This is a genomic window from Streptomyces sp. NPDC007945 (assembly GCF_042958885.1).
Lineage (GTDB): Bacteria > Actinomycetota > Actinomycetes > Streptomycetales > Streptomycetaceae > Streptomyces.
In genome coordinates this window covers 456,567-482,503 of the sequence record NZ_JBIBJV010000003.1, presented here as the reverse complement: position 1 = coordinate 482,503, position 25,937 = coordinate 456,567, and the positions used below count along the sequence as shown (strand labels likewise).

The 25,937-nt window shown below is 70.6% G+C and carries 30 protein-coding genes, 1 tRNA gene and 1 pseudogene; 20 read left to right on the top strand and 12 right to left on the bottom strand.

Annotation, left to right across the window (positions count from 1 at the left end; genetic code table 11):
• The first annotated feature begins 49 nt into the window (after window positions 1–49).
• Complete coding sequence (locus tag ACFZCF_RS13050) at window positions 50–454, top strand: pyridoxamine 5'-phosphate oxidase family protein (protein ID WP_388442969.1); 405 nt, start codon at window positions 50–52, stop codon at window positions 452–454.
• 130 nt (window positions 455–584) lie between these two features.
• On the opposite strand, the gene ACFZCF_RS13045 is transcribed toward ACFZCF_RS13050, so the two are convergent.
• Together ACFZCF_RS13045 and ACFZCF_RS13040 are read right to left on the bottom strand one after the other, a co-directional pair.
• A complete protein-coding gene (locus ACFZCF_RS13045; protein ID WP_169093010.1) occupies window positions 585–914 on the bottom strand; it encodes a (2Fe-2S)-binding protein in 330 nt (109 codons plus the stop codon).
• Window positions 911–1,126: a hypothetical protein gene (locus ACFZCF_RS13040; protein WP_388442966.1), complete on the bottom strand. Its 216-nt coding sequence runs from the start codon at window positions 1,124–1,126 to the stop codon at window positions 911–913. Before ACFZCF_RS13040 ends, ACFZCF_RS13045 begins: the two co-directional genes overlap by 4 nt.
• A gap of 133 nt (window positions 1,127–1,259) precedes the next feature.
• Between ACFZCF_RS13040 and ACFZCF_RS13035 the strand changes: the two genes are divergently transcribed.
• Window positions 1,260–2,240, top strand: coding sequence for a helix-turn-helix transcriptional regulator (locus ACFZCF_RS13035; RefSeq protein WP_388442963.1), 981 nt, complete (start codon window positions 1,260–1,262; stop codon window positions 2,238–2,240).
• Window positions 2,241–2,333: 93 nt separating this feature from the next.
• Here the strand turns inward: ACFZCF_RS13035 and ACFZCF_RS13030 are convergent, their stop codons facing one another.
• The 4 genes from ACFZCF_RS13030 to dnaK are packed head-to-tail and all read right to left on the bottom strand — an operon-like array spanning window position 2,334 to window position 6,465.
• On the bottom strand, window positions 2,334–2,783 hold the full coding sequence (locus ACFZCF_RS13030) for a heat shock protein transcriptional repressor HspR (protein WP_388442961.1): 450 nt from the start codon (window positions 2,781–2,783) through the stop codon (window positions 2,334–2,336).
• A gap of 4 nt (window positions 2,784–2,787) precedes the next feature.
• Window positions 2,788–3,960 carry a molecular chaperone DnaJ gene (dnaJ, locus tag ACFZCF_RS13025; RefSeq protein WP_388442958.1) on the bottom strand — a complete coding sequence of 391 codons (1,173 nt, stop codon included), beginning with the start codon at window positions 3,958–3,960 and terminating at the stop codon, window positions 2,788–2,790.
• Window positions 3,961–3,994: 34 nt separating this feature from the next.
• Window positions 3,995–4,627: a nucleotide exchange factor GrpE gene (gene grpE, locus ACFZCF_RS13020; RefSeq protein ID WP_391286563.1), complete on the bottom strand. Its 633-nt coding sequence runs from the start codon at window positions 4,625–4,627 to the stop codon at window positions 3,995–3,997.
• Window positions 4,624–6,465, bottom strand: coding sequence for a molecular chaperone DnaK (dnaK, locus tag ACFZCF_RS13015; protein WP_388442952.1), 1,842 nt, complete (start codon window positions 6,463–6,465; stop codon window positions 4,624–4,626). The genes grpE and dnaK overlap by 4 nt, the downstream gene beginning before the upstream one ends.
• A gap of 246 nt (window positions 6,466–6,711) precedes the next feature.
• On the opposite strand from dnaK, the gene ACFZCF_RS13010 reads away from it, so the two are divergent.
• The 3 genes from ACFZCF_RS13010 (at window position 6,712) to ACFZCF_RS13000 (ending at window position 10,652) form a co-directional block, all read left to right on the top strand.
• On the top strand, window positions 6,712–7,248 hold the full coding sequence (locus ACFZCF_RS13010) for a sugar transferase (protein ID WP_391286562.1): 537 nt from the start codon (window positions 6,712–6,714) through the stop codon (window positions 7,246–7,248).
• A gap of 162 nt (window positions 7,249–7,410) precedes the next feature.
• On the top strand, window positions 7,411–9,669 hold the full coding sequence (locus tag ACFZCF_RS13005; protein WP_391286561.1) for a heterodisulfide reductase-related iron-sulfur binding cluster: 2,259 nt from the start codon (window positions 7,411–7,413) through the stop codon (window positions 9,667–9,669).
• A 158-nt stretch (window positions 9,670–9,827) separates the two neighbouring features.
• A complete protein-coding gene (locus ACFZCF_RS13000; RefSeq protein WP_391286560.1) occupies window positions 9,828–10,652 on the top strand; it encodes a YIP1 family protein in 825 nt (274 codons plus the stop codon).
• 63 nt (window positions 10,653–10,715) lie between these two features.
• Here the strand turns inward: ACFZCF_RS13000 and ACFZCF_RS12995 are convergent, their stop codons facing one another.
• Both ACFZCF_RS12995 and dcd read right to left on the bottom strand, forming a co-directional pair.
• The gene (locus tag ACFZCF_RS12995; RefSeq protein ID WP_391286559.1) at window positions 10,716–11,213 is read right to left on the bottom strand and encodes a phosphoribosyltransferase family protein; all 498 of its coding nucleotides are present in this window, start codon (window positions 11,211–11,213) and stop codon (window positions 10,716–10,718) included.
• 14 nt (window positions 11,214–11,227) lie between these two features.
• Window positions 11,228–11,803 carry a dCTP deaminase gene (gene dcd / locus ACFZCF_RS12990; protein ID WP_388442938.1) on the bottom strand — a complete coding sequence of 192 codons (576 nt, stop codon included), beginning with the start codon at window positions 11,801–11,803 and terminating at the stop codon, window positions 11,228–11,230.
• Window positions 11,804–12,214: 411 nt separating this feature from the next.
• Here dcd and ACFZCF_RS12985 point away from each other — a divergent pair.
• The 4 genes from ACFZCF_RS12985 (at window position 12,215) to ACFZCF_RS12970 (ending at window position 13,400) form a co-directional block, all read left to right on the top strand.
• Window positions 12,215–12,285 (top strand) — tRNA-Gly (locus tag ACFZCF_RS12985).
• Window positions 12,286–12,573: 288 nt separating this feature from the next.
• Window positions 12,574–12,816, top strand: a complete 243-nt coding sequence (locus ACFZCF_RS12980; protein WP_388442936.1) for a hypothetical protein — start codon at window positions 12,574–12,576, stop codon at window positions 12,814–12,816.
• A gap of 173 nt (window positions 12,817–12,989) precedes the next feature.
• Window positions 12,990–13,145 (top strand): DUF6131 family protein, encoded by a 156-nt coding sequence (locus tag ACFZCF_RS12975; RefSeq protein ID WP_150162223.1) that lies wholly within the window; start codon window positions 12,990–12,992, stop codon window positions 13,143–13,145.
• A gap of 78 nt (window positions 13,146–13,223) precedes the next feature.
• Window positions 13,224–13,400, top strand: a complete 177-nt coding sequence (locus ACFZCF_RS12970; protein WP_388442933.1) for a hypothetical protein — start codon at window positions 13,224–13,226, stop codon at window positions 13,398–13,400.
• A 71-nt stretch (window positions 13,401–13,471) separates the two neighbouring features.
• Here ACFZCF_RS12970 and ACFZCF_RS12965 read toward each other — a convergent pair whose 3' ends face one another.
• Window positions 13,472–14,266, bottom strand: coding sequence for a hemolysin III family protein (locus ACFZCF_RS12965; RefSeq protein WP_391286558.1), 795 nt, complete (start codon window positions 14,264–14,266; stop codon window positions 13,472–13,474).
• A gap of 585 nt (window positions 14,267–14,851) precedes the next feature.
• On the opposite strand from ACFZCF_RS12965, the gene ACFZCF_RS12960 reads away from it, so the two are divergent.
• On the top strand, window positions 14,852–15,766 hold the full coding sequence (locus ACFZCF_RS12960; protein WP_391286557.1) for a DUF1206 domain-containing protein: 915 nt from the start codon (window positions 14,852–14,854) through the stop codon (window positions 15,764–15,766).
• A gap of 151 nt (window positions 15,767–15,917) precedes the next feature.
• Here ACFZCF_RS12960 and ACFZCF_RS12955 read toward each other — a convergent pair whose 3' ends face one another.
• A complete protein-coding gene (locus ACFZCF_RS12955; RefSeq protein WP_391286556.1) occupies window positions 15,918–16,175 on the bottom strand; it encodes an SPFH domain-containing protein in 258 nt (85 codons plus the stop codon).
• Here ACFZCF_RS12955 and ACFZCF_RS12950 point away from each other — a divergent pair.
• A pseudogene (locus tag ACFZCF_RS12950) lies at window positions 16,161–16,514 on the top strand (STAS domain-containing protein); the annotation flags it as partial. The gene ACFZCF_RS12955 and the pseudogene ACFZCF_RS12950 sit on opposite strands and share 15 nt — an antisense overlap.
• An 82-nt stretch (window positions 16,515–16,596) precedes the next feature.
• On the opposite strand, the gene ACFZCF_RS12945 reads toward ACFZCF_RS12950, so the two are convergent.
• On the bottom strand, window positions 16,597–17,106 hold the full coding sequence (locus ACFZCF_RS12945; protein WP_391286555.1) for a DUF5994 family protein: 510 nt from the start codon (window positions 17,104–17,106) through the stop codon (window positions 16,597–16,599).
• A gap of 396 nt (window positions 17,107–17,502) precedes the next feature.
• On the opposite strand from ACFZCF_RS12945, the gene ACFZCF_RS12940 reads away from it, so the two are divergent.
• The 4 genes from ACFZCF_RS12940 (at window position 17,503) to ACFZCF_RS12925 (ending at window position 18,954) form a co-directional block, all read left to right on the top strand.
• Window positions 17,503–18,057, top strand: coding sequence for a DUF5994 family protein (locus ACFZCF_RS12940; RefSeq protein ID WP_391286554.1), 555 nt, complete (start codon window positions 17,503–17,505; stop codon window positions 18,055–18,057).
• A 4-nt stretch (window positions 18,058–18,061) separates the two neighbouring features.
• Window positions 18,062–18,271, top strand: coding sequence for a hypothetical protein (locus ACFZCF_RS12935; RefSeq protein ID WP_388442909.1), 210 nt, complete (start codon window positions 18,062–18,064; stop codon window positions 18,269–18,271).
• Window positions 18,272–18,377: 106 nt separating this feature from the next.
• Window positions 18,378–18,644, top strand: a complete 267-nt coding sequence (locus tag ACFZCF_RS12930; RefSeq protein ID WP_388442906.1) for a hypothetical protein — start codon at window positions 18,378–18,380, stop codon at window positions 18,642–18,644.
• A 37-nt stretch (window positions 18,645–18,681) separates the two neighbouring features.
• Window positions 18,682–18,954 carry a hypothetical protein gene (locus tag ACFZCF_RS12925; RefSeq protein ID WP_046910313.1) on the top strand — a complete coding sequence of 91 codons (273 nt, stop codon included), beginning with the start codon at window positions 18,682–18,684 and terminating at the stop codon, window positions 18,952–18,954.
• Window positions 18,955–19,413: 459 nt separating this feature from the next.
• Here ACFZCF_RS12925 and ACFZCF_RS12920 read toward each other — a convergent pair whose 3' ends face one another.
• Window positions 19,414–19,845 carry an STAS domain-containing protein gene (locus ACFZCF_RS12920; protein WP_391286553.1) on the bottom strand — a complete coding sequence of 144 codons (432 nt, stop codon included), beginning with the start codon at window positions 19,843–19,845 and terminating at the stop codon, window positions 19,414–19,416.
• A 619-nt stretch (window positions 19,846–20,464) separates the two neighbouring features.
• Between ACFZCF_RS12920 and ACFZCF_RS12915 the strand changes: the two genes are divergently transcribed.
• The 5 genes from ACFZCF_RS12915 (at window position 20,465) to ACFZCF_RS12895 (ending at window position 25,654) form a co-directional block, all read left to right on the top strand.
• Window positions 20,465–20,713: a hypothetical protein gene (locus ACFZCF_RS12915; protein ID WP_388442900.1), complete on the top strand. Its 249-nt coding sequence runs from the start codon at window positions 20,465–20,467 to the stop codon at window positions 20,711–20,713.
• The gene (locus ACFZCF_RS12910) at window positions 20,710–21,111 is read left to right on the top strand and encodes a PIN domain-containing protein (protein ID WP_388442896.1); all 402 of its coding nucleotides are present in this window, start codon (window positions 20,710–20,712) and stop codon (window positions 21,109–21,111) included. Before ACFZCF_RS12915 ends, ACFZCF_RS12910 begins: the two co-directional genes overlap by 4 nt.
• A gap of 476 nt (window positions 21,112–21,587) precedes the next feature.
• Window positions 21,588–23,588: an AAA family ATPase gene (locus tag ACFZCF_RS12905; RefSeq protein ID WP_391286551.1), complete on the top strand. Its 2,001-nt coding sequence runs from the start codon at window positions 21,588–21,590 to the stop codon at window positions 23,586–23,588.
• A gap of 246 nt (window positions 23,589–23,834) precedes the next feature.
• Window positions 23,835–25,004, top strand: coding sequence for a ThiF family adenylyltransferase (locus tag ACFZCF_RS12900; protein WP_388442890.1), 1,170 nt, complete (start codon window positions 23,835–23,837; stop codon window positions 25,002–25,004).
• Window positions 25,001–25,654 (top strand): GNAT family N-acetyltransferase, encoded by a 654-nt coding sequence (locus ACFZCF_RS12895; RefSeq protein ID WP_391286548.1) that lies wholly within the window; start codon window positions 25,001–25,003, stop codon window positions 25,652–25,654. The genes ACFZCF_RS12900 and ACFZCF_RS12895 overlap by 4 nt, the downstream gene beginning before the upstream one ends.
• The last annotated feature ends 283 nt before the right edge of the window (window positions 25,655–25,937 follow it).

Here is a 25,937-nt window from a genome sequence, read left to right as displayed (position 1 = left end):
ATTCCGCTCAAGGTATCGGCGGGGCGAACGCCGGGGGTAGTTTCCGGGCATGGCGACTGACCCGAGGAACCCCCCGGACTCGTACCTCAGCTTCTGGCGCGAGTACCACATGTGCACGCTGACCACCCCGCGCCCGGACGGCACCCCGCACGTGGTGGCCGTCGGCGTCACGTACGACCCCGAGCACGGCCTGGCGCGGGTCATCACCAACAAGAACAGCCGGAAGGTCGCCAACGTCCTGGCGGCGGGCGCGGAGGGCGCGCGGGTCGCGGTCTGCCAGGTCGACAAGGGGCGCTGGGCCACCCTGGAGGGCGTCGCCCGGATCCGCGCGGAGGCGTCGGAGGTCGCCGACGCGGTGGCGCGCTACGCCGAGCGCTACGGCCGCACCCCGACGCCCAACCCCGACCGGGTCGTCATCGAGATCGCCCTCACCCGGGCGATGGGCCGCGCCTGACCCCTCGCGCCCGCGCCCTCCTGCGGGAACCGCCCCGGAAAAGCACAACGGCGCCATCGCGGTTCAGGTCCGCGATGGCGCCGTTGTGTGGGGGAAGCACCTGGGCGATCTACAACGACGGGGGGATCGCTCAGGCACTGCGGGGGGTGGCGGAGATGGTCTCGGATTCGAACCGCGCCTCGACCGGCTGGTGGTCGCGCTGGTCCAAGTTGACGAAGATCATGCCGTACCGGATGGCACAGCGGACGGGCTGGGGGGCGCCGCGTGGACGGCGGAGGCACCGGTAGGCACGGATGTCCTCGTCGTCCCCGCGGACGACGACGATCGGCTCACCGAAGAGGGTGACCTTCAACGACTCGCCACGGCGCGGCACCGCGGTGACGAGGTCGATGAAGTGCCACCCCGACCGGTAGGCACTCGCCATCTCGCGTCGAAAACGAGGGTCTTCGGGAACCGTCATGCCCTGACGGACCCCCAGCCGGGGTCGGCGGCCGGCGCCACACCCCATCCGGGATCGGCGACCGTCGACTGCAGCAGACCCCAGCCCGGATCGGCGCTGACGACCTGCGTCTGCGAACCCCACCCCGGGTCCTGGGCCATCGAGACAGCGCCCACAGCTGCAGCAGCCATCAGCGCGGCACCGACTACGGTGCGTATGAGCTTCTTGGACATGACCGAGCAACCTCACTCGAAGGTGTGTAACTACCTGCTCCCCCGCAAGTCACGACGATCGCTCACTCATGCCGTTTCCACCACTCGCCCAATGCATCATGTTCCTGTAATGCAAGAGCCTGGGGGTGTACGTATGCGGATAGAACCTGACCAAAAGGTGCATTCTCACACGCACGCAGACCTGTGCGAACCGGGCACTCGGCTCTACTCGGAGGCCCTCAGAGAAGGCCGGATCGCCCGGTCCGAGATCTCGCCCGCACCCTGCCTGATGGACCTGGACCTGCTGCGCCCCGACCCCGACGACGCCGAATGGCTCCGCCCCGTGGCTCCGACGGCCGCCCTCGCCCGCCTCCTCGACCCGCTGGAGAAGGAGATCCAGGAGCGCCGGCGCATGACCGTCACCCTCGCCGACGCCTTCGAACCCTTCATGGCCCTCGGCGCCCGCGACCCCTCGATGACCCACGCCATCACCGTCCTCGAAGGACTGGAGCGGATCAACGACAGCCTGGACCGCGCCGTCGCCGCATGCACCTCGGAGCTGCTCACGGTACAGCCGGGGAAGGGCCGCAGCGCGCAGACCTTCGGAGAAGCACTCCGCCGGGTGCGGCCGCTGCTCGGCCGGGGCATCCGGATGCGCACGCTGTACCAGCACACCGCGCGCCACCAGCCCATCACCCTGGCGTACCTGGAACGCATCGGCTCCGAGGTCGAGGTCCGGACGCTGGAGGAGATCATCGACCGGCTCATCATCGTCGACCGCAAGGTCGCCTTCGTCCCGGCCAGCCGCGACCGCACCATCGCCCTCGAACTGCGCCACCAGGGGCTCGTGGAGTACCTCGGCGGCGTCTTCGACCAGTTCTGGCTCCAGGCGACGCCCCTGGACGCCCCGGTCACCTACCAGCCGCAGCTCAGCGGGATCACCGGCGTCCAGCGCTCCATCGCCCGGCTCCTCGTCGAGGGCCATGTCGACGAGGCCATCGCCCGCCGGCTCGGCATGAACGTCCGCACCTGTCGGGCCCACATAGCGAAGCTCGCGGCCACCCTCGGCAGCGGGAGCCGCGCCCAGCTCGGCTACCTCATCGCCCGCTCCGGCCTGCTCGAACGCGAGATCTGACCGCCGGACGCGCGAAAGGCCCCTCCCAGCGGGAAGGGCCTTCAACGGTCCACGGCGGCGCGGTCGGCGGCCGCCGACCGGCGTCGGCCGGGGTCAGTCGCCGCGCTTCGGCGCCGGCCGCCAGACGACCAGGGCGCTGGTCTGCTGCACGTCGGTGTACGGCACCAGGTCGCGCCGGTACGAGGCGTGCACCTGGGCCTCGCGCTGGCGCATCGCGGCGGCCGCGCCGTCGACGGCCGCCGAGAGCTCGGCGACCCGGGACTGGAGCGCGGCGACCTGGTTCTCCAGCTCGATGATGCGCTTGATCCCGGCGAGGTTGATGCCCTCGTCCTGCGACAACTGCTGGACCTGGCGGAGCAGTTCGATGTCGCGGGCCGAGTAGCGCCGACCCCGGCCGGCCGTGCGGTCCGGGGAGACCAGGCCCAGGCGGTCGTACTGGCGCAGGGTCTGCGGATGCAGCCCCGACAGCTGGGCCGCCACCGAGATGACGTACACCGGGGTCTCGTCGGTCAGTTCGTACGGGTTGCGTCTGCGTCCGTCCACCGCGTCAGGCTCCCTTCGCCGCCTCGAACAGCTCCGCCCTGGGGTCCGTCGAGGCGGTCGCCTCGCGGTAGGTCTCCAGGGCCTCGCGGGCCTTGTCGTCCAGTTCCTTGGGCACCGCGACCTCCACCGTCACCAGCAGGTCGCCGCGCGTGCCGTCCTTGCGGACCGCGCCCTTGCCGCGGGCGCGCATGGTCCGGCCGTTCGGGGTGCCCGCGGGCAGCTTGAGCGTGACCGCGGGGCCGCCGAGCGTCGGGACCTTGACCTCGCCGCCGAGCGCCGCCTCCACGAAGGAGACCGGCACCGTCACGGTGAGGTTGTCGTCCTTGCGCCCGAAGACCGGGTGGGCGTCGACGTGCACCACGACGAACAGGTCGCCGTGGGGTCCGCCGCGCTCGCCCGGGGCGCCCTTGCCGCGCAGCCGGATCTTCTGCCCGTCGGAGACGCCCGCCGGGATCCGGACCTGCATGGTCCGCGAGGACTTGGCCCGCCCGGAGCCCTTGCAGACCTCGCAGGGGTTCTCGGCGATCAGGCCGCGGCCCTTGCAGTCGACGCACGGGTCGGTCAGCGAGAAGCCGCCGCCGCTGCCGCGCGAGACCTGGCCGGTGCCGACGCAGGTCGGACACACCCGCGGCGTGCCGTTCTTGTCGCCGGTGCCCGAACAGGCCGTGCAGGGCTGCTGGCTGGACATCCGCAGGGGCACGGTCGCGCCCTCGATCGCCTCGGTGAAGCTGAGCGTCACCTCGGACTCGATGTCCTGGCCGCGCCGGGGCTGGGTGCGGGCACCCGCGCCGCCGCCGCGGTTGAACAGTCCTCCGAAGACGTCCCCGATGCCACCGCCGCCGAAGCCGCCGGCCCCGCCCTGGGCGCCTCCGAAGAGGTCGCCCAGGTCGAAGTTGAACGAGCCGCCGGCCCCGGGCCCGCCGGCCCGGAAGCCGCCGTTCCCGAAGAGGGCGCGCGCCTCGTCGTACTCCTTGCGCTTCTTGGGGTCGCCGAGGACGTCGTTCGCCTCGGAGATCTCCTTGAAGCGCTCCTCGGCCTTGGTGTCGCCCTTGTTGGCGTCCGGATGGTTCTCGCGGGCGAGCTTCCGGTACGCCTTCTTGATCTCGGCCTCGGTGGCGTCCTTGGGGACGCCGAGGACCTTGTAGTAGTCCTTCTCGACGAAGTCCTTCGTGCTCATCGACGTCCCTCCTCCCGCGCGCGGGTGTGGCTGCTTACTCGCTGTCCTTCTCGGAGTCGTCCGACTCCTCGGCCTTCGCCGCACCGCCGGGCTGCGCGCCCGGCTGGGGCTCGGCGACGGCCACCCGGGCGGGCCGGACGGTCCGCTCGCCGATCCGGTACCCCGGCTGCAGGATCGCGACGCAGGTCGTCTCGGTGACGTCCGGCGCGTACGAGTGCATCAGGGCCTCGTGGATCGTCGGGTCGAAGGGCTCGCCCTCCTTGCCGAACTGCTGGAGCCCCATCTTGGCGACCACGGTCTCCAGCGATTCGGCGACCGACTTGAAGCCGCCCACGAGCTCGCCGTGCTCCCGGGCCCGGCCGATGTCGTCGAGGACCGGGAGCAGGTCGGACAGGAGGCTCGCGACCGCGATCTCCTTGACCGTGACCCGGTCCCGCTCGACCCGGCGCCGGTAGTTCTGGTACTCCGCCTGGAGCCGCTGGAGGTCCGCGGTCCGCTCGGAGAGCGCCGTGCGGGCCTGGTCCAGCTGCGCCAGGAGAGCCGTGTCCGTCACGTCCCCGGCCGGGGCCGCCGTGTCCTCGGTGGACTCGGTGGACTCGGCGGCGTCGCCGGCGTCGCCGGAGGGGACGTCGGGCTTCTCCTCGAAGCCCGGAGTCTCCTCGCTCACGCCTGGCCGTCCTTCTTGGGCTCGTCGTCGACGATCTCGGCGTCCACCACGTCGTCGTCGGCCTTCGCCTGGCCGGCGTCGGCGCCACCCGCGGCCTGGGCGGCCTGGGCGTCGGCGTAGAGGGCCTGGCCGAGCTTCTGGGAGACGGCCGCGACCTTCTCGGTGGCGGTGCGGATCTCGGCGGTGTCCTCGCCCTTGAGCTTCTCCTTCAGCTCGGCGAGAGCGGCCTCGACCTCGGACTTCACGTCGCCCGGGACCTTGTCCTCGTTGTCCTTGAGGAACTTCTCGGTCTGGTAGACGAGCGCCTCGCCCTGGTTGCGGGACTCGGCGGCCTCGCGGCGACGGTGGTCCTCGTCCGCGTACTGCTCGGCCTCCTGGCGCATCCGGTCGACCTCGTCCTTCGGCAGCGAGGAGCCGCCGGTGACGGTCATCTTCTGCTCCTTGCCCGTGCCCAGGTCCTTCGCGGTCACGTGCATGATGCCGTTGGCGTCGATGTCGAAGGCGACCTCGATCTGCGGGACGCCGCGCGGGGCCGGCGGGAGGCCGGTCAGCTCGAACATGCCGAGCTTCTTGTTGTACGCCGCGATCTCGCGCTCGCCCTGGTAGACCTGGATCTGCACGGACGGCTGGTTGTCCTCGGCCGTCGTGAAGATCTCGGACCGCTTGGTCGGGATCGTGGTGTTGCGCTCGATGAGCTTGGTCATGATGCCGCCCTTGGTCTCGATGCCGAGGGACAGCGGGGTGACGTCGAGGAGCAGGACGTCCTTGACCTCGCCCTTGAGGACACCGGCCTGGAGGACGGCGCCGATGGCGACGACCTCGTCCGGGTTCACGCCCTTGTTGGCCTCGTTGCCACCGGTCAGCTCCTTGACGAGCTCGGCGACGGCCGGCATGCGGGTCGAGCCGCCGACCAGGACCACGTGGTCGATCTCGGAGAGGGCGATGCCCGCGTCCTTGATGACGTTGTGGAACGGGACCTTGCAGCGCTCCAGGAGGTCCGAGGTGAGCTGCTGGAACTGGGCGCGGGTGAGCTTCTCGTCCAGGTGCAGCGGGCCCTCGGCGGAGGCCGTGATGTACGGGAGGTTGATGGAGGTCTCGGTCGAGGAGGAGAGCTCGATCTTCGCCTTCTCGGCCGCCTCGCGCAGACGCTGGAGCGCCATCTTGTCGGCGGAGAGGTCGACGCCGTGACCGTTCTTGAACTGGGTCACCAGGTAGTCGACGACGCGCTGGTCCCAGTCGTCGCCACCGAGGTGGTTGTCGCCGTTGGTGGCCTTCACCTCGACGACGCCGTCGCCGATCTCCAGGAGGGACACGTCGAAGGTGCCGCCACCGAGGTCGAAGACGAGGATCGTCTGGTCGTCCTTGTCGAGGCCGTAGGCCAGGGCGGCCGCGGTCGGCTCGTTGACGATGCGCAGGACGTTGAGGCCCGCGATCTCACCGGCCTCCTTGGTGGCCTGGCGCTCGGAGTCGTTGAAGTACGCCGGAACGGTGATGACCGCGTCGGTGACCTTCTCGCCCAGGTAGGCCTCGGCGTCGCGCTTCAGCTTCTGGAGGATGAAGGCGGAGATCTGCTGCGGGTTGAAGTTCTTCCCGTCGAGCTCGATCTTCCAGTCGGTGCCCATGTGGCGCTTCACGGACCGGATGGTCCGGTCGACGTTGGTGACGGCCTGGCGCTTGGCCACCTCGCCGACGAGCACCTCGCCGTTCTTCGCGAAGGCGACGACGGACGGCGTGGTCCTGGCGCCCTCCGCGTTCGTGATGACGGTGGGCTCGCCGCCTTCCAGAACGCTGACGACGGAGTTAGTCGTGCCCAGGTCGATGCCGACCGCACGTGCCATTTCGATTCCTCCAGCTGACTGACTTGAGTGGAACTGACTCAAGGATGCATGACGGGATGGACGACGTCAACAGAGCTGAGTCGAGTCGACTCAACTCTTCGTCGGCCCGACCACTCAAAGAGACGCGAGAAGCGCGTCGCTCCCTGACGCGCGCCGCGAGAAGTGGGAGAGTCCCGATGCCCCGCGCGGGGCAAAGCGGGCATATTCCACGAACATCCCATCATCTCAGCCGGAGGGGTCCGGGGCATGACGGCGAACCGCACGCGGCACAGGCACCGCACCTTCGACCTCAAGCGCGCCTTCGACCTGTTCGGCGGTACGGCCCTGCTCGTCCTGCTCTCACCCGTGCTCGGCGCGGCCGCGCTCTCGCTCTCCCTCGCCCAGGAAGGGCCCGTGCTGCGCCGCCGCACCATGGCGGGGCTGCGCGGCCGGCCCTTCACCATGCTGACCCTGCGCACCCGGAGCCCGCTGGCCGCCCTGCCGCTGCTGCTGCACGTCGTACGGGGCCAGATGTCGCTCGTCGGACCCTGCCCGCTCTCCCCCGGCCACCCCGAGTGCACGGGCGAGGCGCGGCGCCGGCTCTCCGTCCGCCCGGGGCTGACCGGCCCGTGGCAGATCACCGACCGCTCCGACCTGCCCTGGGAGGAGCGCGAGCTGCTCGACCTCCACTATGTGGACCACCACTGGCTCGGCATGGATCTGGCGGTCCTGGCGCGTACGCTTCCAGCAGTCCGCCGTCGTCGTCTCCGTCGCGCCTCCGCCCGCCCGGCAAGGCTTGCCTGAGCGACACAGATCACCGCGAGGGCCGCTACAGCGTGGCGCCGGGAACCGGTAATCTCAGCACGGACTAATTAAGTTACCGCTTAGTAGGCTCAGGGCGAGAGTGAGGGCGAGGCGAGCACAGGCCGCCCCCGCCGCGCCCCAGGCCCGCCCGAGGAGCCCGTCATGCAACTCGCCGCGATCATCGTGTCGCTGACGCTGACCGTGGTCGGCGTTGCCCTGCTCGCTCGCGCCATCGGCCAGTTCGTCCGTTACTTCAAGCTCGGCCAGCCGGTCCCGGCCGGCACCCGCACGGACAACCCCTACCAGCGCAGCGTCACCCTGGTCCGGGAGTTCCTGGGCCACACCCGGATGAACCGCTGGGGCATCGTCGGCTTCGCCCACTGGTTCGTCGCGGTCGGCTTCCTGACCCTGCCGCCGACCATCGTCACGGCATACGGTCAGCTCTTCCAGGCCGACTGGACCCTGCCGATCATCGGCGGCTTCCTGCCGTACGAGATGTACATCGAGTTCATCGGCTCGATGACCGTTCTCGGCATCGCCACCCTGATGGTCATCCGCCTGCTGAGCCTCCCGAGCCGCGCGGGCCGCAAGTCCCGCTTCGCCGGCTCCAAGGCGGGCCAGGCGTACTTCGTCGAATGGGTCATCCTCACCATCGGCCTGGCGATCTACGTGCTCCGCGGCCTCGAGGGCGCGCTCCACCACGTCGAGCACTACGAGGCCGCGTACTTCGCCTCGTACCCGCTGGTCCTGCTCTTCAAGGGCATGTCGGTGGCGACGCTGCAGACGCTCGTCTACCTCTTCGCCATGATCAAGCTCAGCACCACCATGATCTGGATGATCACGGTCTCGCTGAACACCAACATGGGCGTCGCCTGGCACCGCTTCCTCGGCTTCCCGAACATCTGGTTCAAGCGCAACGCCACCGGCGAGACCGCCCTCGGCGCGCTCCAGCCGATGACGACCGGCGGCAAGCCGATCGACTTCGAGGACCCGGGCGAGGACGACGTCTACGGCGTCTCCCAGGTCGAGCAGTTCTCCTGGAAGGGCCTCCTCGACTTCTCCACCTGCACCGAGTGCGGCCGCTGCCAGTCGCAGTGCCCCGCCTGGAACACCGGCAAGCCGCTCTCCCCCAAGCTCCTCATCATGTCGCTGCGGGACCACGCCCACGCCAAGGCGCCGTACCTGCTCGCGGGCGGCGGCAAGGACATGGAGGGCAACGAGAAGGCCTCCGAGGAGCAGCTCAAGGACGTCCCCGCCGCGGCCCTCGCCGAGGCCGAGCGCCCCCTCATCGGCACCGTCGAGGAGAACGGCGTCATCGACCCGGACGTCCTCTGGTCCTGCACCACCTGCGGCGCGTGCGTCGAGCAGTGCCCGGTCGACATCGAGCACATCGACCACATCGTCGACATGCGCCGCTACCAGGTCATGATCGAATCCGCCTTCCCGTCGGAGGCCGGCACGATGCTGAAGAACCTGGAGAAGAAGGGCAACCCCTGGGGCCTGGCCAAGAAGCAGCGCGTCGAGTGGACCAAGGAGGTCGACTTCGAGGTCCCGATCGTCGGCAAGGACGTCGAGGACCTGTCCGAGGTCGACTACCTCTACTGGGTCGGCTGCGCCGGCGCCCTGGAGGACCGCGCCAAGAAGACCACCAAGGCCTTCGCGGAACTGCTGCACATCGCGGGCGTCAAGTTCGCGATCATGGGCGGCGAGGAGAAGTGCACGGGTGACTCCCCGCGCCGCCTGGGCAACGAGCCGCTCTTCCAGCAGCTCGGCCAGGAGAACGTCGCCATGCTGAACATGGCGTTCGGCGAGGACGACGAGGACGAGTCGACGAAGAAGCCGAAGTCGGCCAAGAAGATCGTCTCCACCTGCCCGCACTGCTTCAACACCATCGCCAACGAGTACCCGCAGCTCGGCGGCGAGTACGAGGTCATCCACCACACCCAGCTGCTCCAGCACCTCATCGACGAGGGCAGGCTGATCCCGGTGACCCCGGTCGACGGCCTCATCACCTACCACGACCCGTGCTACCTGGGCCGCCACAACAAGGTCTACACGCCGCCGCGCGAGATCATGTCGGCCGTCCCCGGCCTGCGCCAGCAGGAGATGCACCGCCACAAGGAGCGCGGCTTCTGCTGCGGCGCCGGCGGCGCGCGGATGTGGATGGAGGAGCGGATCGGCAAGCGCATCAACACCGAGCGCGTCGACGAGGCCCTGTCGCTCAACCCGGACATCGTCTCCACCGCCTGCCCGTTCTGCCTCGTCATGCTCACGGACTCCGTGAACGGCAAGAAGAACGACGGCAAGGCCAAGGAGAGCCTCCAGGTCGTCGACGTGGCCCAGCTGCTGCTCGACTCGGTGAAGACGCCGATCGACCCCGAGCCGGAGGCCCCGGCGGAGGAGCCGGAGCCGGTCGCCTAACCGCTCGTACACGACAGAAGGGCCGCCCCGTCCGAGGACGGGGCGGCCCTTCTCGTCGACGGGTCGACGCCCCTCCGACCCCGACACCTCCCCTAGGGGATGTCACAGCTCGGCACGGAAGGAGCGAGCCCGGCACGATACCGGGTACGTTCATGGACGTGGCTGGATTCAGGAACGGACGCGGCCGGGACAACCGCCCCCCGCAGCAGCATCGACCGCAGCAGGCGCCGTACGGGTACGACGGGGCCCCACAGGGGCACCCGCAGCAGCAGTGGCGGCAACAGCCACCGCAGCAGCCGTACGGGGAGCCGGAGTACTTCGGCGACCCGCACGCGCAGCACCACGCGGCGACGGCGAACAATCCGGGCCACACCCAGATGTTCAGCGTCGACGACCCCTACGGCCGACCCGACGCCTACCAGGCCCCGCCCGCCCCCGTCGGCCCCCGCCTGCCCTGGAAGGCCCTCCTGAGCGGCATCGTGCTGCGCCCGGCGGACACCTTCCTCCGGATGCGCGACCACGCCGTCTGGGGCCCGGCGCTGATCGTCACCTTCCTCTACGGCCTGCTGGCCGTCTTCGGCTTCGACCAGGCCCGCGAGGAGGTGCTGAACGCCACCATCTCCAGCACGATCCCGTACGTCCTGATGACCGGCGTCGGCTTCGTCGTCGCCGGCCTGATCCTCGGCGCGGTCACCCACACCCTCGCCCGCCAGCTCGGCGGCGACGGCGCCTGGCAGCCGACGGTCGGCCTCTCCATGCTGATCATGTCGCTCACCGACGCCCCGCGCCTCCTCTTCGCCCTCTTCCTGGGCGGCGACAACGGCCTGGTGCAGATCATCGGCTGGCTCACCTGGGGCGCGGCCGGCGCCCTCTTCACCCTCATGGTGGGCCGCTCCCACGACCTCCCCTGGCCCAAGGCCCTCGGCGCCTCGGCGATCCAGCTGGTGGCCCTCCTGAGCCTCATCAAGCTGGGCACGCTGTAGCAGGACGCGAGAGAGCCCCCGCCGGGACGTCCGGCGGGGGCTCTCTCGCGTACGGGGGGGCGCTCAGGCGTCGAGGATCTGCCCCTCGCGCTTGACGACGGGGGGCAAGACCGACCAGGGGAAGTTGATCCACTCGTCCGTCTTCTTCCAGACGTACTCGCACTTCACGAGGGAGTGGGACTTCTCGTAGATGACGGCGGAGCGGACCTCGGCGACGTGGTCCTTGCAGAAGTCGTGGACGAGCTTCAGCGTCTTGCCGGTGTCGGCGACGTCGTCGGTGATCAGGACCTTCTTGTCGGAGAAGTCGATCGCGTCCGGGACCGGCGCCAGCATGACCGGCATCTCCAGGGTGGTGCCCACGCCGGTGTAGAACTCCACGTTCACGAGGTGGATGTTCTTGCAGTCCAGCGCGTAGGCGAGCCCGCCGGCGACGAAGACGCCGCCGCGCGCGATGGAAAGGACGATGTCGGGCTCGTACCCGTCGTCGGCGATGGTCTGGGCCAGCTCGCGGACGGCCGTCCCGAAGCCCTCGTACGTCAGGTTCTCGCGCACTTCACTCATGTCCGGCTACCGCCTCACACCTGGGTCCGATGGAAGTTCAAGAAGGAGCGCGAGGCCGTCGGGCCCCGCTGCCCCTGGTACCGGGAGCCGTACCGCTCGCTGCCGTACGGGAACTCGGCGGGCGAGCTCAGGCGGAACATGCACAGCTGCCCGATCTTCATCCCCGGCCACAGCTTGATGGGGAGGGTCGCGAGGTTCGACAGCTCCAGCGTCACGTGCCCCGAGAATCCCGGGTCGATGAACCCTGCGGTGGAGTGCGTGACGAGCCCGAGCCGCCCGAGGGAGCTCTTCCCCTCCAGGCGCGACGCGATGTCGTCCGGCAGGGTGATGACCTCGTAGGTCGAGGCGAGCACGAACTCGCCCGGGTGCAGGATGAACGCCTCGTCGCCCTCCGGCTCGACCTCGCGCGTCAGATCGTGCTGCTCGATCGCGGGGTCGATGTGCGGGTGGCGGTGGTTCTCGAACACCCGGAAGAAGCGGTCGAGCCGCACGTCGATGCTCGACGGCTGCACCATGGATTCGTCGTACGGGTCGATGCGCACCCGCCCGGCATCGATCTCGGCCCGGATGTCCTTGTCTGAGAGAAGCACGCCCCCACGATACGCAGAGGGCGCGGACCTCCCCAATCGGGACCGGCTCCGCGCCCTGCTCGGTTCACCCAGCTCAGCGCTGCTGAACCTCCACCGGCACCGCATGCCTCAACCGCGCGCACCGCGGACACCGGATGAGCCGCCCGGGCCCGATCCGCCCGGCCCCGAGCTGCTGAAGCGGAAACGATACGGTGCTGAACACGTGCCCTTCGGCACAGCGGACGACGGTGCGCTCCACGGAACCCATCAAGTCCCTTCCCCTACCCACATGCTGGCTGAGACAGCCACATTAGGGGATCAACAGGACACCCTCCACGCGGCACTCCGACCCACCGAAGAGAGACGGCTGACGCCACCCGTGGCGCATGGGGTACAGTGTGCAACGATGCGTCCGGCTCATCCGGCCGCAATGCGGATGTAGTTTAATGGTAGAACATGAGCTTCCCAAGCTTATAGCGCGGGTTCGATTCCCGTCATCCGCTCTTCAGCAAAGCCCCAGGTCAACAACCTGGGGCTTTGTCTTTGTCTAGGCCCCTCAGGGGTCGCCGTGCCCTCCGCGTGCCCCAACTCGCAGGAACGCCCTGCTCGGACCGGCACGCGGCGCACCACAGGCATTGCACAGGCAGGTTGGCCAGTCGGGGTTCGGCGAGGATCTGCTCGGCCAGGTCGGGCAGTGCGTGGCGTACTGCGGTGACCTGCCGGTTCGGTTGCCACTGAGGGAGACGTTCGCCCCGGTGGCGGAGCGCGGTCAAGGACCGGGTGGCTGCTGTGTGGTGGGCCGCGCGGAGATGGACGGCTGCTTGCCGTGCGGCCTCGGCCTGTTGGTGGTGGTCGCGGGCGCGGTGCCGGTGCTGGGCGGCGATGACCGCGAGCAGGAGGGCGTAGAGGGCGATCGCGAGGAGCGCGCCGTCCTTGGGGGAGGGCTGGCGCAGGATCGCCTTCACCGCCTGTCGGGTGGCCTGGGCCTGCTGGTGTTCGGCGCGGAGCAGGTGTCCCGTCGACGACCACGGTGAACCGCCGCCAGGCCGAGGCTTCCGTCTGCGTGACGGCGTGACGTCCGTGGCCGTGAGGCGTTCGGCGATCTTTCCTGCCCGCTGGAAGCGGCAGAAGTGTGACAGCCTGACAGGCCACCTCGGCGGGTTGCGCCTACTCTGGAGTTGAGGTATCCGAGAGGCCGGAGGTCATCATGATCATTCTCGGAGTGATCCTGCTCGTCATCGGGTTCGTGGCCGGCATTTCCATCTTGTGGACGATCGGGATCGTCCTGGTCGTGATCGGCCTCATCCTGTGGATTCTCGGGGCGGTCGGTCACGCGGTCGGCGGACGCCGTCATTACTGGTAGTCGGCTCGGCCCCGAGCCGACGCAGCACCCGTGGTCCAGTCTTCACCAGGCCGTCCCGCCTCAGGGAGGCGCAGCGCCATGGTCTTCTTCCTGATCCTGCTCAGCGGCGCCATCACACTGATCGTCATCGGCGCTGTCGTGGACGGGATGCTCTACCTGCTCTCCACCGGGGTGCTGCTTCTCGTCGTCGCCGTGCTGTACCTGCCGGTGCGCTCGATACTGCGCTCGCGCCGGGGCAGGCCCACCGCGTTCTGACGGTGGGGACCAGCCTCGCGGGGCCCTCCGGACGGCCGGCGAGTGGGTGCGGCGGCCCACACCTCGACCGCTCAGTGAGCGGCGAGAAAGATGGCGATGTAGTGGGCGGTGAAGGCCGCCACTGTCAGCGCGTGGAAGACCTCGTGGAAGCCGAACCAGCGGGGCGAGGGGTCGGGGCGCTGGAGGGCGTAGACGACCGCGCCCGCGCTGTAGAGAAGCCCGCCGGTCACGATGAGGGAGACCACGGCCACGCCGCCGCTGTGCAGGAAGTCGGGCAGGTAGCGCACGGGCGCCCAGCCCAGGGCCAGGTAGCAGGGGGTGTACAGCCAGCGGGGAGCTCCGACCCACAGGACACGGAAGGCGATGCCGACCAGCGCGCCCGCCCACACGATCCACAGCAGGACGGACCACTGGTCCGGGGAGAGCAGGAGCACGGCGAGCGGGGTGCACGTGCCGGCGATGATCAGGAAGATGTTGGCGTGGTCGAGGCGGCGCAGAACGGCCTCGCCGAGCGGTCCCCAGGTGCCGAGGTGGTAGACGGCGCTCGTCCCGAACAGCAGCCAGGCCGTGACGGAGTACACGGTGCAGGCCAGCACGGCCTGTGGCGTCCCCGCCAGGCAGATGAGGACGATGCCCATTGCCAGCGACGTGGGGACCATGCCGGCGTGGAGCCAGCCGCGCAGCCTCGGCTTGATCGGGTCCACCAGGTCGGCCGCCCGATCGACCAGCTCGGCCACCGGGCGGGAACCGTCGGCTGCCTCGTCACGCGGTGGTTCCGAGGAAAGGCCGGCACTGCGGGATTCGGCGTCTTCTCGGGTCACTGCTTCCCCTCCCGAATCTGACTGCTGGGTATCACGGGAGACCATGCGCACATGCTAGGAACCTGACCGTGACAGGAGCCCCAGAAGCCCACCTCATCGCGCGTAGTCGTTTCAGGCACCGTACGAATCCGTACCCGGCTGCCTGCCGACGACCGGGACCGCGGCAGTGCGGATGGGGCGGGCCCCCGAGCGCCGTCGGTGTTGCGCGGGCCATCGGTACTCAGGGAACCGGTGGGGGGCGCGTTTCGCGACCCAGGTCGATCCCGACGGTCCGCAGGGGAGCGAAGCCGGCCACGTAGCCGTCGCCCCGCAGGATGGCTTCGAGGACACCCGTAGACGTGCTCCGATCCCCCGGAGCGATTCCAGATCCCTGTGCAGGACGGTCCGCATGTGGGTCGTGACTTCCGATAGGGACAGCCCTACCGTGGAAAGACGGGGAACAGACCCGGGGTGGTGTCATGCCGGTCGGCCTCGGAGACCCGGACCTGGCCGCGACATCGACCGTCGTGGCGTCGCGGTCCGTGGACAGCGGGCACGTCGGGGACACCTTCGGACCCTGGCTCTGACCCGCCACGCCCCCCGACCGGCGGTGCGCCGTCCGGTGGGGCCCGGCACGTGGAGGTGCCGAATATGGAGCACGGTCAGGACATTCCGGCTCAGCCCAAGTCGCGGGGGCGGCGTGTGGCCGACAGTCGTGCGGTGGAGGTCGCGTCCAGGGTCGGGCTCTGCGCCCGGGGAGTGATCTACGTGCTGGTGGGGATTCTGGCCGTGCGGATCGGCCTCGGCAGCGACAGCGGCCAGGAGGCCGACCGGTCCGGCGCGGTGGGGACCCTCGGCGAGCAGCCGTTCGGCCGGGCTCTGCTGTGGGCGCTGGTGGTGGGGCTGGCGGCGATGGCGCTGTGGCGTCTGTCCGAGGCGGCGTTCGGTCAGACGGTGGAGGGCGGCGACAAATGGAGCCGGCGTCTGGGCTCCTTGGGCATGGCGGTGTTCTACGCGGTGATCTGCATCGGCGTGGTGCAGACGGCGCTGGTCGGCGGATCCGCCGGGGGCCGCCCCGGCGACGAGACGTCGAAGGAGTACACCGCCAGGGTGCTGGACTGGCCGGGCGGCCGGGTGATCGTCGGCGTGTTCGGGGTCGTCCTGATCGTCGTGGGCGCGGTGATCCTGGTGCGCAGCATGATGCGGAAGTTCGAGAAGAATCTCCGGACGGACGAGATGCGCCCGGCGACGCGGCGGGTCGTCGCGATACTGGGCATCGTCGGCGGCGCGGCGTGCGGCGTGGTCGCGGCCGGGGCCGGCCTGTCCGTCCTGCTGGCCGCCGTGCGGTACGACCCCAGCCAGGCGAAGGGCCTGGACGAGACGTTGCGTTCGTTCGCCGCGACGCCCGCGGGGCCTGCCCTGTTGATCGCCGCCGCTGTGGGTCTCCTGCTGTTCGGCCTGTACTCGTTCTGCGAAGCCCGCTGGCGCAAGGCCGCTGCGAACGGGACTCCGGCGGAACAGCCGACCGGGGCCGCGGGCCCGGGAGCACGCCCCGGTGCACCCTGACAAGGGGAACTCGTCCGGCGGAGCGGGCCGTTCGTCTCCGTTCGGACGGTTGCGCCGCGCGATCCGCCGGGTGCGGGCCGGGCGTTGGTGGGGCAGGTCGTCCAGCTCGAGCCGTGGCAGCGCTCGCTGGGCTCCGCGGCGCTCGGGTTCCTCACACTCGTACTCCTGCTGATCGTCGTATCCGTCGCGGATCCGGGGAGCGGGCGGGGGCCTTGCGCAGGGTGGTCTGCGCGATCTGGTTGATGGCCGCGCCGACGTCCTCGACGGCGATGACGGACTTCACGGCGTCGACGACGCGGTAGTAGGCGACCGCGGAGACGTCGACGCCGACGGTGTCGCGGGTGATGATCCCCTGGCACTGGAGGGGCATGGTGACGATCCGCAACGACACCCGGTGCAGGACGTCCACGAACGGCACGGTCAGGGCCTTCGCGTCGTCCCCGGAAAGCCGTCCGGGAACCGCCGTCTCCCGGCAGGGCTGCGCATCGGCGGCCCGGATGTGGGCAGACGGCCTGTAACCGCGACGTGGTTTCCCCGCGCGGCGGGCGAGTTCGACGCCGGCACCGTCGCTTGCCTGCGCGAGGCACTCGGCGATGCCCGCCGGGGCGGCGCCGAGCGAATCCCGCTCGATGTCTCCCGGGTGGGCTTCGGGGACTCCACCTTCCTCCACGCACTGGTCGAGGCGCATCGCGGACCCGCCGGGCTTGCCCTCGTCGGGCCGCTTCCCTTCCGGATCCGGCGCCTGTTCGAGATCACGGGCACTCTGCGTCTGTCCCCCTCGCGACGGACCGCGGCGCCTCCGGCTCCGTCTGCGCCTTGCCCGTCTCCGATCAGGCCGGCTGCCGCGGCGGGCCCGCCGACCGGGGCGGCCCGGCGAGGAGGATCTCGGCGGCCTGAGTGGCGTTGTCGGCGTGGACGGCGCGGGCCATGGCCGTGCGGGCGGCCTCCGGCGGTGTGTCCGGCGGGACGACCATCAGGGAGAAGTGGTCGTTGTCGCCGCGGGTGATCAGGACGGTGTCGTCGCCGACGGGGAACGAGTCGAGGTGCACGACCCGGTCGTCGACGACGAGGCGGGGCGGGATGGCGTTCCAGGCGGAGGCGTCCAGGCCGACCCGGGTGATGGGCCCGAGGTGCTCGGTCAGGGCGGTGATCAGCGGCGGGAGTTCCCGCTCGACGTCACGCGAGCGCGGCCACCACGCGCCGTCCAGAAGGCTCTGCCGGGACCCGGTCGTCTCCATCCGGAGCAGCGCGGTGCCCGGTTCGACCGAGCAGTGGACCTCGTCCGGCAGGAGGCGCCGGGGCACCGGGACGTGGTGGGGGGAAACGTTTGCGTCGGTCATGATGGTCCGCCCGTCCACGGGTGGTGCCGCTTCCGCCCGGGCCGGTGCCGCAGCGGACGCCGGGCCGGCGGGCGGGGCGACGGCCCCGCACTCTCACCGTACTCCGGGAGGACGCGCGGACGCGCAGCTCTCCGTCGGGGAACCGGTCGGCGCTCCTCCTGGTCGAGTGGCGCGGGTGAGGGAGGGACGTGCCGCGAGGTGAGGTCACCGACGCCGACCGGGCGGATGCTCCCGGCCCGGGAAATCGGCTGGACGGACACCACTCGTCCGCCCCCGGCGCGGAGTAGGCTGAAGGTACCGGGAGTAACTCGAACACCCGCTCCCACGCGGACGTCGTTTCCGGCGATCAAGACACGGGGCCGCCCCGCAGGGCGGCCCGGAGACGGGTCAGCGATCATGACCACCACCCTCGCACCCTCGCATTCGGCGCGCCTTTCGCTGACGCCGAAGACCACGCTCGCCGGTCTCCTGGACGGCGCCTGGTGGCCTCGCTCGCGTGACCTCGCCGCTGAGCTTCCGCCCCTGGTCGACGCGCTGGAAGAGCGCTTCGGACGCATCACACGGGTCACGGTGAACCCCACCCGCTGGCCCGTCGTCCCGCACAAGGTCGCCGTCGTCGGGCACACCGTGCACGTCGGCTGGTTCACCGAACAGGATCCCGACAAGATGATCCTGCTCTCCTACACCGTCGGCCGCGTCGACCTGCTGGTGATACCGCCCGAGACCGAACCCGCCGCGGCCACCCGGCTCATGGCGGCCGCCGCCGTCCCCGGCAGCGTCCTCACCGCCGGTGTCCTGATGTCCGACGAAGCCGCGACCGGCCGCCGCATGCGCGACGCCCGCAGCAGGGAGGACGCCTGGGAGACGGACGGAGGAGGCGCCCTGCCGCCCCTCCGGCACCCGGTCGTCGGCGCGCGGATGATTCCGCTGCCCAAGAACACGCGGTGGTGACGACATGGAGACCCTGATCGCGCTCGCGGCAGCCGCCGTGCTGATCACGCTCGGCGCGTGCCTTGTCCACCGGCTCAACGCCCAGCACGACGCACGCATCGCCGCCCGCCACTACAGCGACCCCTTCCCGGCCATCTTCCGACCGCCCGGTCACAGCCCCCACACGCCGACAGAGCAAGCCGCCCGCCGCAGGGCCACGGGCACTTGGCCCTGACCGCTCCAGAGACCACTCCTCCGGCCGAAGGCCGCGGGTGGGGCACCCGACATCCGGGACGACCCACCCGTCGGCCTCTCGCTCGCCCGTGAAGGGACCACGCCCCTTGTACCGCACCGACGCCGCGGCCCTGCCCTCGGCCGGACAGGCCGAGATCCGCATCGTCGCCGCCACCCCCGAAGCCGCCCGCGCGGTCGCCGAGGTGATCCGCCGCTCGTTCGCCGGAACGGAACAGCGCAGCTACCCCGTCCTCGACGGCGGCACCCGGCTCCACCTCTCCGTCGACACCGAAACCGCCGCAGAGCCCGCCCGCTCCTGGCTCATCACCAGCAGATCGTCTCCTCTCACCGGCACCCACGTCGACGAAGCCTGAGCGGAATCGGACCTTCACACGACGAAAGGACTCGGTCATGGCCACACTCCACGAGCGACAGCTCTACCGCGAGCGGGTCCTGACCGCCCTCTACGAAGCCACCGAAGGCAACCGCCTCCTCGGCATCACGGGACGGAAGCTGCGCAACGACCTGCGCATCCCGGAGGAAGACCTGGCCGCCGCCTGCACCTACCTCACCGGCGAGGGCCTGATCAGCGTCGACTGGGAACCGGGCAACACACCGGCGATGGTCTCCCTCACCCACCAGGGAATCCTCCGCATGGAGGCCGAAGAACAAGAGCGCGGCTGAGCCGGACCACCCCGACGTCCCGCTCTCGCCCGGCCCGCCCGGCCGAGAAGTCGTACGATTGAACACGGATCGAGCACGCTCACGTGTGACGATCCGGAAGGGCGGCCCCGACGGAGTGAATGCGCCGGGGCCGTTGTGACGACCGCCGCCAGGCCCGCGCACCCGGCGTCTCGGACGTGGCACCGGCAGGTGCGTCGGCGCCCGTCGTCCCTCGCTACGCCAGTCAGCGCCGGCCGGGAGATCCGCCGTCGGGGCCCGCGCGCTGTCGCGGGCCCCGAACCCCTTCCGCCGCCTGTTGCATGACGCAGTGGAGCGGGGGCGCCAGGCGGCAGTGGATCAGGGTCCTGCGAGGTGCGGGGCGCTGGGGTGGGGCGGGACGGCGGTGCCCTGGTTCGCGCGGTTCCCCGTGTGCAAGGAGAACCGCTGCGAGCATCGGGACGCAGGTCAGGAGCAGGAACGTCATGACCGGCCTGCCGCCGTCGGGGAGCCGGCATGGGCCCGATGGGCCCGCTGCCGTCGTGCTGGTGCAGCGGCGTTCAGAAGGTGCTGAACGGCCCGGGAGGGGTTCGCGAGTCTGAGACGGCGTCCCTGCTGGGGCCACCAGTCGAGGACGGCCAGGAAGCCGGAGTCGCAGAAGCTGACCCGGGAGGTGTCCAGGACGAGCCCGGTGCAGCCGTCGTCGGCCGCCGAGGCCGGCAGTGCCCGCAGCGGGGCGGCGCTGAAGTGGTCGATCTCTCCGGCGAGGCGGAGGACCAGGGTGGTGCCGAGGGTGGTGCAGGAGTCGACGACTATGACGCCGGGCGCGGTGTCCGCGCCCGAGTCGTGCACGACAGGAGGAGCGGGGGTGGCGAGAGCGGCGGACAGTATCGGTGCGGCGCTTGAAGTACTCACGTCCCCATCAACGCCTCCCGCCCGGGGCCGGGGAACGAGCCACGCGACCCTTTCACCCCATGTGAACAGCACCGATGCCCGGCAAGGGGGAAAGGTTCCACCCGTACGAGGCAGGCGGACGCCCATGATGCGCCCGCCGTCCTCCGGAATCGCCGCGACCGCGCCCCGAGTGGGACCGGCTGTGAGGGGGGCGTCTCCCCGGGCACCCTGCCGACTGGAGACCTCGATGGGCCGTGGACTTCGGCTGGAGACCTGTCACGTGCCCCATCCGTGCCCTTCACGGCGGTGAACAGCGGTCACAAGGGGTGCGGGCGGAACCCCTCGGAACACCCTGCGAAGAGGCTTGTCCACAGGTCAGAGGCCATGTGGACGGCAAAGGCGTCGGTGATTCCCAAGCTTATGGCGCGGGTTCGATTCCCGTCATCCGCTCGTGAACGAAGGCCCTGGTCGGAGACCAGGGCCTTCGTCGTTGTCTAGACCTCCTCAGGCGCTCCGCACCACCTGGCCTCTTCTCCTGCGCCTTCCGCGCCTTCTCCTGGTCCTTCTCGCGCGCCGCCCGCACCATCCGGTCCAGCCCGCCGCCCACGTCCTCTCAGGCATACTCCAGTATGCTTCGAGCATGTCCTCCACGACTCGCATCACCGTCACTCTCCCCAGCGATCAGGTGGCCGAGCTCCGCAAGCTCACGGACAACGTCTCCGGCTACGTCGCAGAAGCCGTAGCCCGCCAGATCCGGCACCAGCTGCTGGGCGACGACCTTCGTCGCCACGAGGAAGAACACGGACGCTTCAGCGACGAAGAGCTCGCCGAAGCCCACGCGAAGATCTTCGGTGTCACCGACTCCACCAAGGCGGCGGGCGCCGCGTGAGCGAGCGCATCGAAACGGTCGTCCTGGACTCGGAGGGACTCTCCGCCTGGATCGCGCAGGACCGCGCGTTCCTCGCAATGCTGCAGGTGTTCCACGACATGGGAGCCGATGTCGTGATCGGGGCGAACACCATCGTCGAAGTCAGCCATTCCCGTACCAGCATCCCCCGCCTGAACTGGGCCCTGTCCCGCGTCAAGGTGGAGCCGGTCACCGAGCAAGCAGCCAAAGCGGCAGCGGAACTCCTCAAAGGCGCCGGGCTGCACGGACACAAGTACGCCATCGACGCCACGGTCGCCGAGGTCGCTCTGCGCCAGCCGGAACCCGTCGCCCTGCTGACGTCCGACAGCGACGACATGGCTCGGCTCTGCGGACACCGGGTCCGCATCGTCCCACTCTGACCGGCCGCCGTCGGAGCACGCACGCCGGCACGTTGTATCGCACTGCCGCCACCAGTGCCCCGTCGGTGCCCGTCGGAGCGGACAACAGCGGTTGCGCACGACGCCCACTCCAATCTCTCCCGCCTGGGTAGGCCGAGGTCGGCGACCTGGGCCTGCGCCTTCTCCCGGACCACTCCGGGGCGCGCGCACCGCACCGGATCCGCTCTCCTGATCGCCGGCCGGGACGGTGCGGCGGGCGGCGACCGCTGGGTCCGGGGGACGGGCTCGGGTGTGGTGTCGGTGCGACCCTCGTCATTCGTGTTCCGTGATCAGGCCCGGGCTGCCAGGATGCTTGCACGCTTTCGTTCTCGGCGCGGCCCCGGCTGCCGGGTCCGGCCGCAGGACACGCGATACGTGTCCCTGTGCGGCCCGTCGGCAGGAGGGAGGCCGTCGCGCCGGGCCGGAAGCCTGTTCACGGGTAGGGGAAGGATGGGACCGTGTTCGTAGGGCGCGAGCGGGAACTGGCGGAGCTGCAGAGCGCGTTGAAGGCCTGCCGGCTGGTGACCGTGACCGGGGTGGCGGGCGTCGGCAAGTCGCGGCTCGCGCGGCAGGTGGTGGACCTGGGCCTGGTGGCCGCCGCGGAGGACGCCTGCTGGGCGGATCTGTGGCAGCTGCGCGACGACGGCCTGCTCGCGGCGCTCGTGGCCGACGCGTGCGGTCTGTCCGACCACACGCCGAGGATGCCGGTGGATGCGATCTGCGACTGGATCGGCGATCGCGAACTGCTGCTCGTGCTCGATTCCTGCGAGCACGTGCTGACCGCGAGCCGGAGCCTGGTGCGGAGGCTGCTCGACAGGTGTCCGCAGCTGAGGATCGTGGCCACCAGCCGCGAGATGTTCCACCTGGACGGGGAGTACGTCGTCGTCGTCGAGCCGCTGCCGTGTGCCACGGACGCCCCCGAGTTGTTTCTGCGGCGCGCCACGGAACTGGGGCACGTGCCGGAGCCCGGGGACCTTAGCCGGGTCACCGAGCTGTGTTCCTACCTCGACGGGCTTCCGCTGGCGCTGGAGCTCGCCGCGGGGGCCCTGCGGCACTGCGGCATCGAGGACCTTCTGCGGCGCCCGCGGCACGAGTTGAGCCGGGGGGAGGACGAGGTGCGCCCCCTGGCGCCCGTCCGGCACGACGTGCTGCGGACCGCCCTGGGGTGGAGCCACGAACTGTGCACGCCCGCGGAACGTCTGCTGTGGGCGCGGCTGTCCATCGTCCAAGGGCACTTCGACGAGGCCCTGGCCGTGGCCTTGTGCGCCGGTGGGCCGCTCTCCGACCTCGACGTGGGCCGCGCCCTGGGCAGGCTGGTGGACAAGTCCGTCGTGACCCGCAGACGCGGGCGCTACCTGCTGCTCGACACGGTGCGTGAGTACGGGCGCCTGTGGCTGGCCGAGCTCGGCGAGCTGGACGCGATGGCGAGCCGGCACGCCGCGTACTTCCTGACTCAGGCGCGGCATGCGGACGCCACGTGGACGAGTGCCGAGCAGACCGGCTGGTATCGCACCATCAAGGAGGCGCACCCCGATCTGTGCGCGGCCCTGGACCACTTGATGGTCCACGACGTCGACACGGCGCTCGAACTGGCCACCTTGACGGGCTTCTACTGGACCTGCTGCGGACACGCGCACACCGCGCAGCTCTATCTCTCCCGCACGCTGAAGGCGTGCGATGGCCAGGGGCCCGTGCGGCAACGCGCTCTGTGGGCCCTCGGATTGACCTATCTCCTCCAGGGGAACCACGCCGCGGGGACGCACCTGGCGCGCCAGTGCCTGGAGCACGCCCGTGCCACCGGGGACGCGACGGCGCTGCTGCGGGCCGCCTATCTGCAGGCCATGAGCGACCTTCTGCGGGGTGATCCCCGGCCGAGCCTGGAGCTGCTTGAGCAGGCGCTGCGTGACGCGGACGCACCCGGCGCGGACGCCGTTCCCCAGGCCGTGATGATGTGCCGGATGCTGCGTCTGTTCGCCCTCACCGGGCTCGGGGAGTTGGAGGAGAGCCTGGAGTCGGCGGCGGTCCTGCGCGCGGAGTGCGTCGCCATGGGCGAGCACTGGATCCGCTCGTACGCCGATTACCAGATGTGTGTGATCGCGCTGCGTGAGGGGGACAGTGAAGTCGCCCTGGAGTACGCCCGTTCGATGCTGCACGCGAAGCAGCGGATCGGCGACACCTTCGGCATCGCACTGGGCCTCGACATGCTGGCCGCGGCCTTCTCCGCCAACGGAGACGGCTATTCCGCGGCGCTCGCGTCCGGCGCGGGCCAGCGGCTGTGGGACGCGGTGGGGCACCCGCAGCGGGGTGCTCCGGACGTGGCCCCGCTGCGCGAGGCGGGCGAGGACACCGCGCGCAGGCTGGTGGGAGCGGCTGCCTACGAGTCGTACCGCAGCGAGGCCGCGCACGCCGACCCCGGCGAGATGCTCGCCTGGGCGGCGGGTGGTGAGCCGCCACTGTAGGGCGTCCGCGCGGCGCGATCACAAGAGATGACTTTCCCGGGTGATCACCCGTTTGCCACGTCCGTGCGCCTTTCTCCGCGCCGGTCCGGAGTGGCGAAAAGCCTTGTGCCACCTGGCCGAAGTCGCCTTCGGGAGCGCGTCGGGACAGGGGGGCGCGAGGTGGTGAATTACCGCGCACGAATTCGACCACGTACGCCCCCGCGCGCAGAGGGATTCGAAGATCACACGCTGGTAACTTCCGGCATCATGATCAATTCGTTTCCCGGGACTCCGGGTGACCCGCAATGCCCCCTGCCGACGCCACCTGAACGGGCGGTCCCCGTCCGGCCCACCCTGCTGCGCCCCGCCGAGGAGGACGACCGGGCCGCCCTCGACGCCCTGCTCGACTCCGGCCGCGTACGCGAGCGGCATGACCGCATCGACGAGCAGCTCGCCGAACTGGCGCGCTGCTCACGCCCTCATGACGTCCTCACGGGACGCCGGCTGGCGGAGGCCGTGGCCGAACTGACCGATGGCGCCGAGCCCAGCCGTTACGGGACGTGGGCGTGGTACCCGTGGTCCGGGCGCCTCGTGCGCGTGCTGCCCCGCGAGGAGTTCCGACGGGTGCGCACCGACCGCAACCGGGGCAGGATCACCACGGCCGAGCAGCGGCGTCTGCTCACGCGGCGGATCGGGGTGATCGGCCTGTCGGTGGGCAGCAGCGCGGCGCTCACCTGTGCCATGGAGGGCGTCGCGGGTTCGTTCCGTCTGGCCGACTTCGACACTCTCGGACTCAGCAACCTCAACCGGTTGCGGGCCGGCGTGCACGACCTGGGGCTGCCCAAGACAGTGCTGTGCGCACGGCAGATGTACGAGATCGACCCGTACCTCGACATCGAGCTGTGGCAGGAGGGACTCACCGAGGACACCATCGACGCCTTCTTCGGCGCCGCGGACCGTCCGCTCGACCTCGTCATCGAGGAGTGTGACACCCCCTGGGTGAAGACCGCCGCCCGCGAGCACGCGCGACGGCACGGTGTCCCGGTCCTGATGGACACCAACGACCGGGGGATGCTGGACGTCGAGCGCTTCGACCTGGAGCCGGACCGTCCGCTGTTCCACGGCCGGGGCGGCGACCTGAGCGCCGAGGACGTACGGCGTCTCCCGCCGGCGGACGCCTTGGCCTATCTGCTGCGCGTCTGCGACGAGAGCCGGCTCAGTCCCGCCATGAAGGACGCTCTCGGCCGGATCGGGCACTCCCTGTCCAGCTGGCCCCAGCTGGCCAGCGGGGTGACGCTGGGCGGCGCCCTGGTCACCGACACCGCGCGCCGCATCCTGCTCGGCGCGCCCGTGGCCTCGGGCCGCTACTACACGGACCTCGAAGAGATCATCGGCACCCTCGACGCCGAGCCGGTGCCCGTGGGAGCGGCCCGGTGAACCACCTTCCCGAACTCCACGGCGAACACCTGTGGTTGCGCGAACTGCGGGCCACCGACCTGGCCCCCTTCGAGCGCATCCACACCCACCGCGTGCTCACTCGCTACCTCGGCGTCGACCGGATGGACGCCCGTCAGGCCCAGGACGCGTTCGCGCAGCACCTCGCCCAGCCCTACACCCATCCGCGCCGCAAGCACACCCTGGCCGTCTGCGCACCCGGCCAGGACGTCATGGTCGGCACCATGGGCCTGCTCATCGAGGAGTACGGGCGCAACGCCATGCTCACCGGCCTGGTCCTGCTCCCCGACGCACCGGTGCGGGGTCACGGCCACGAAGCGGGGCGCCTCCTGATGGCCTACGGATTCGGGCACCTGGGGCTGCACCGCATCTGGGCCGGGCACCGCACCGATCACCCCCGGATGCGCGAGGTGATGCTCGCGGCGGGGCTGCAGCCCGAGGCCACGCTGAGGGAGCTGTTCCACACGCAGGGCCGGTGGCACGACGTCACCACCTACGCCGCGCTCGCACCCGCCTGGATCCGCCGGGCCACCCCCGCCGAGCAGGCCATCCTCCGCGGTACCGCCTTCCCTTCCGCCACCCCCGCCTCAGGCGCACCCGCACGGTCCGCGTACGTGACGACCGGCCGGTGAACCCTGCCGTCGGCGCGCGTCGAGGACGGTCTCCGCAGCGGGACGGCCCTCGCGGCGCGAACGGCGGGGGCGTCGCCCGGCTCCCCCGCGAGGCGTTCCCCGCGGGGCCGGCCGATCGGTCCGAGGCCGAGATCCGCGCCTGACCGACGCCGGCCCCGCCCCGTACGCCGACGACACCTCCGCCACACGCGACCTCGTCGTCGCCGGGGGACGCCCGTGCCCGGGCGGGTCACCGTCCGACCTGCCGACCGCTCCCTTCCGAAACACCGCATTCGGAGTGCAT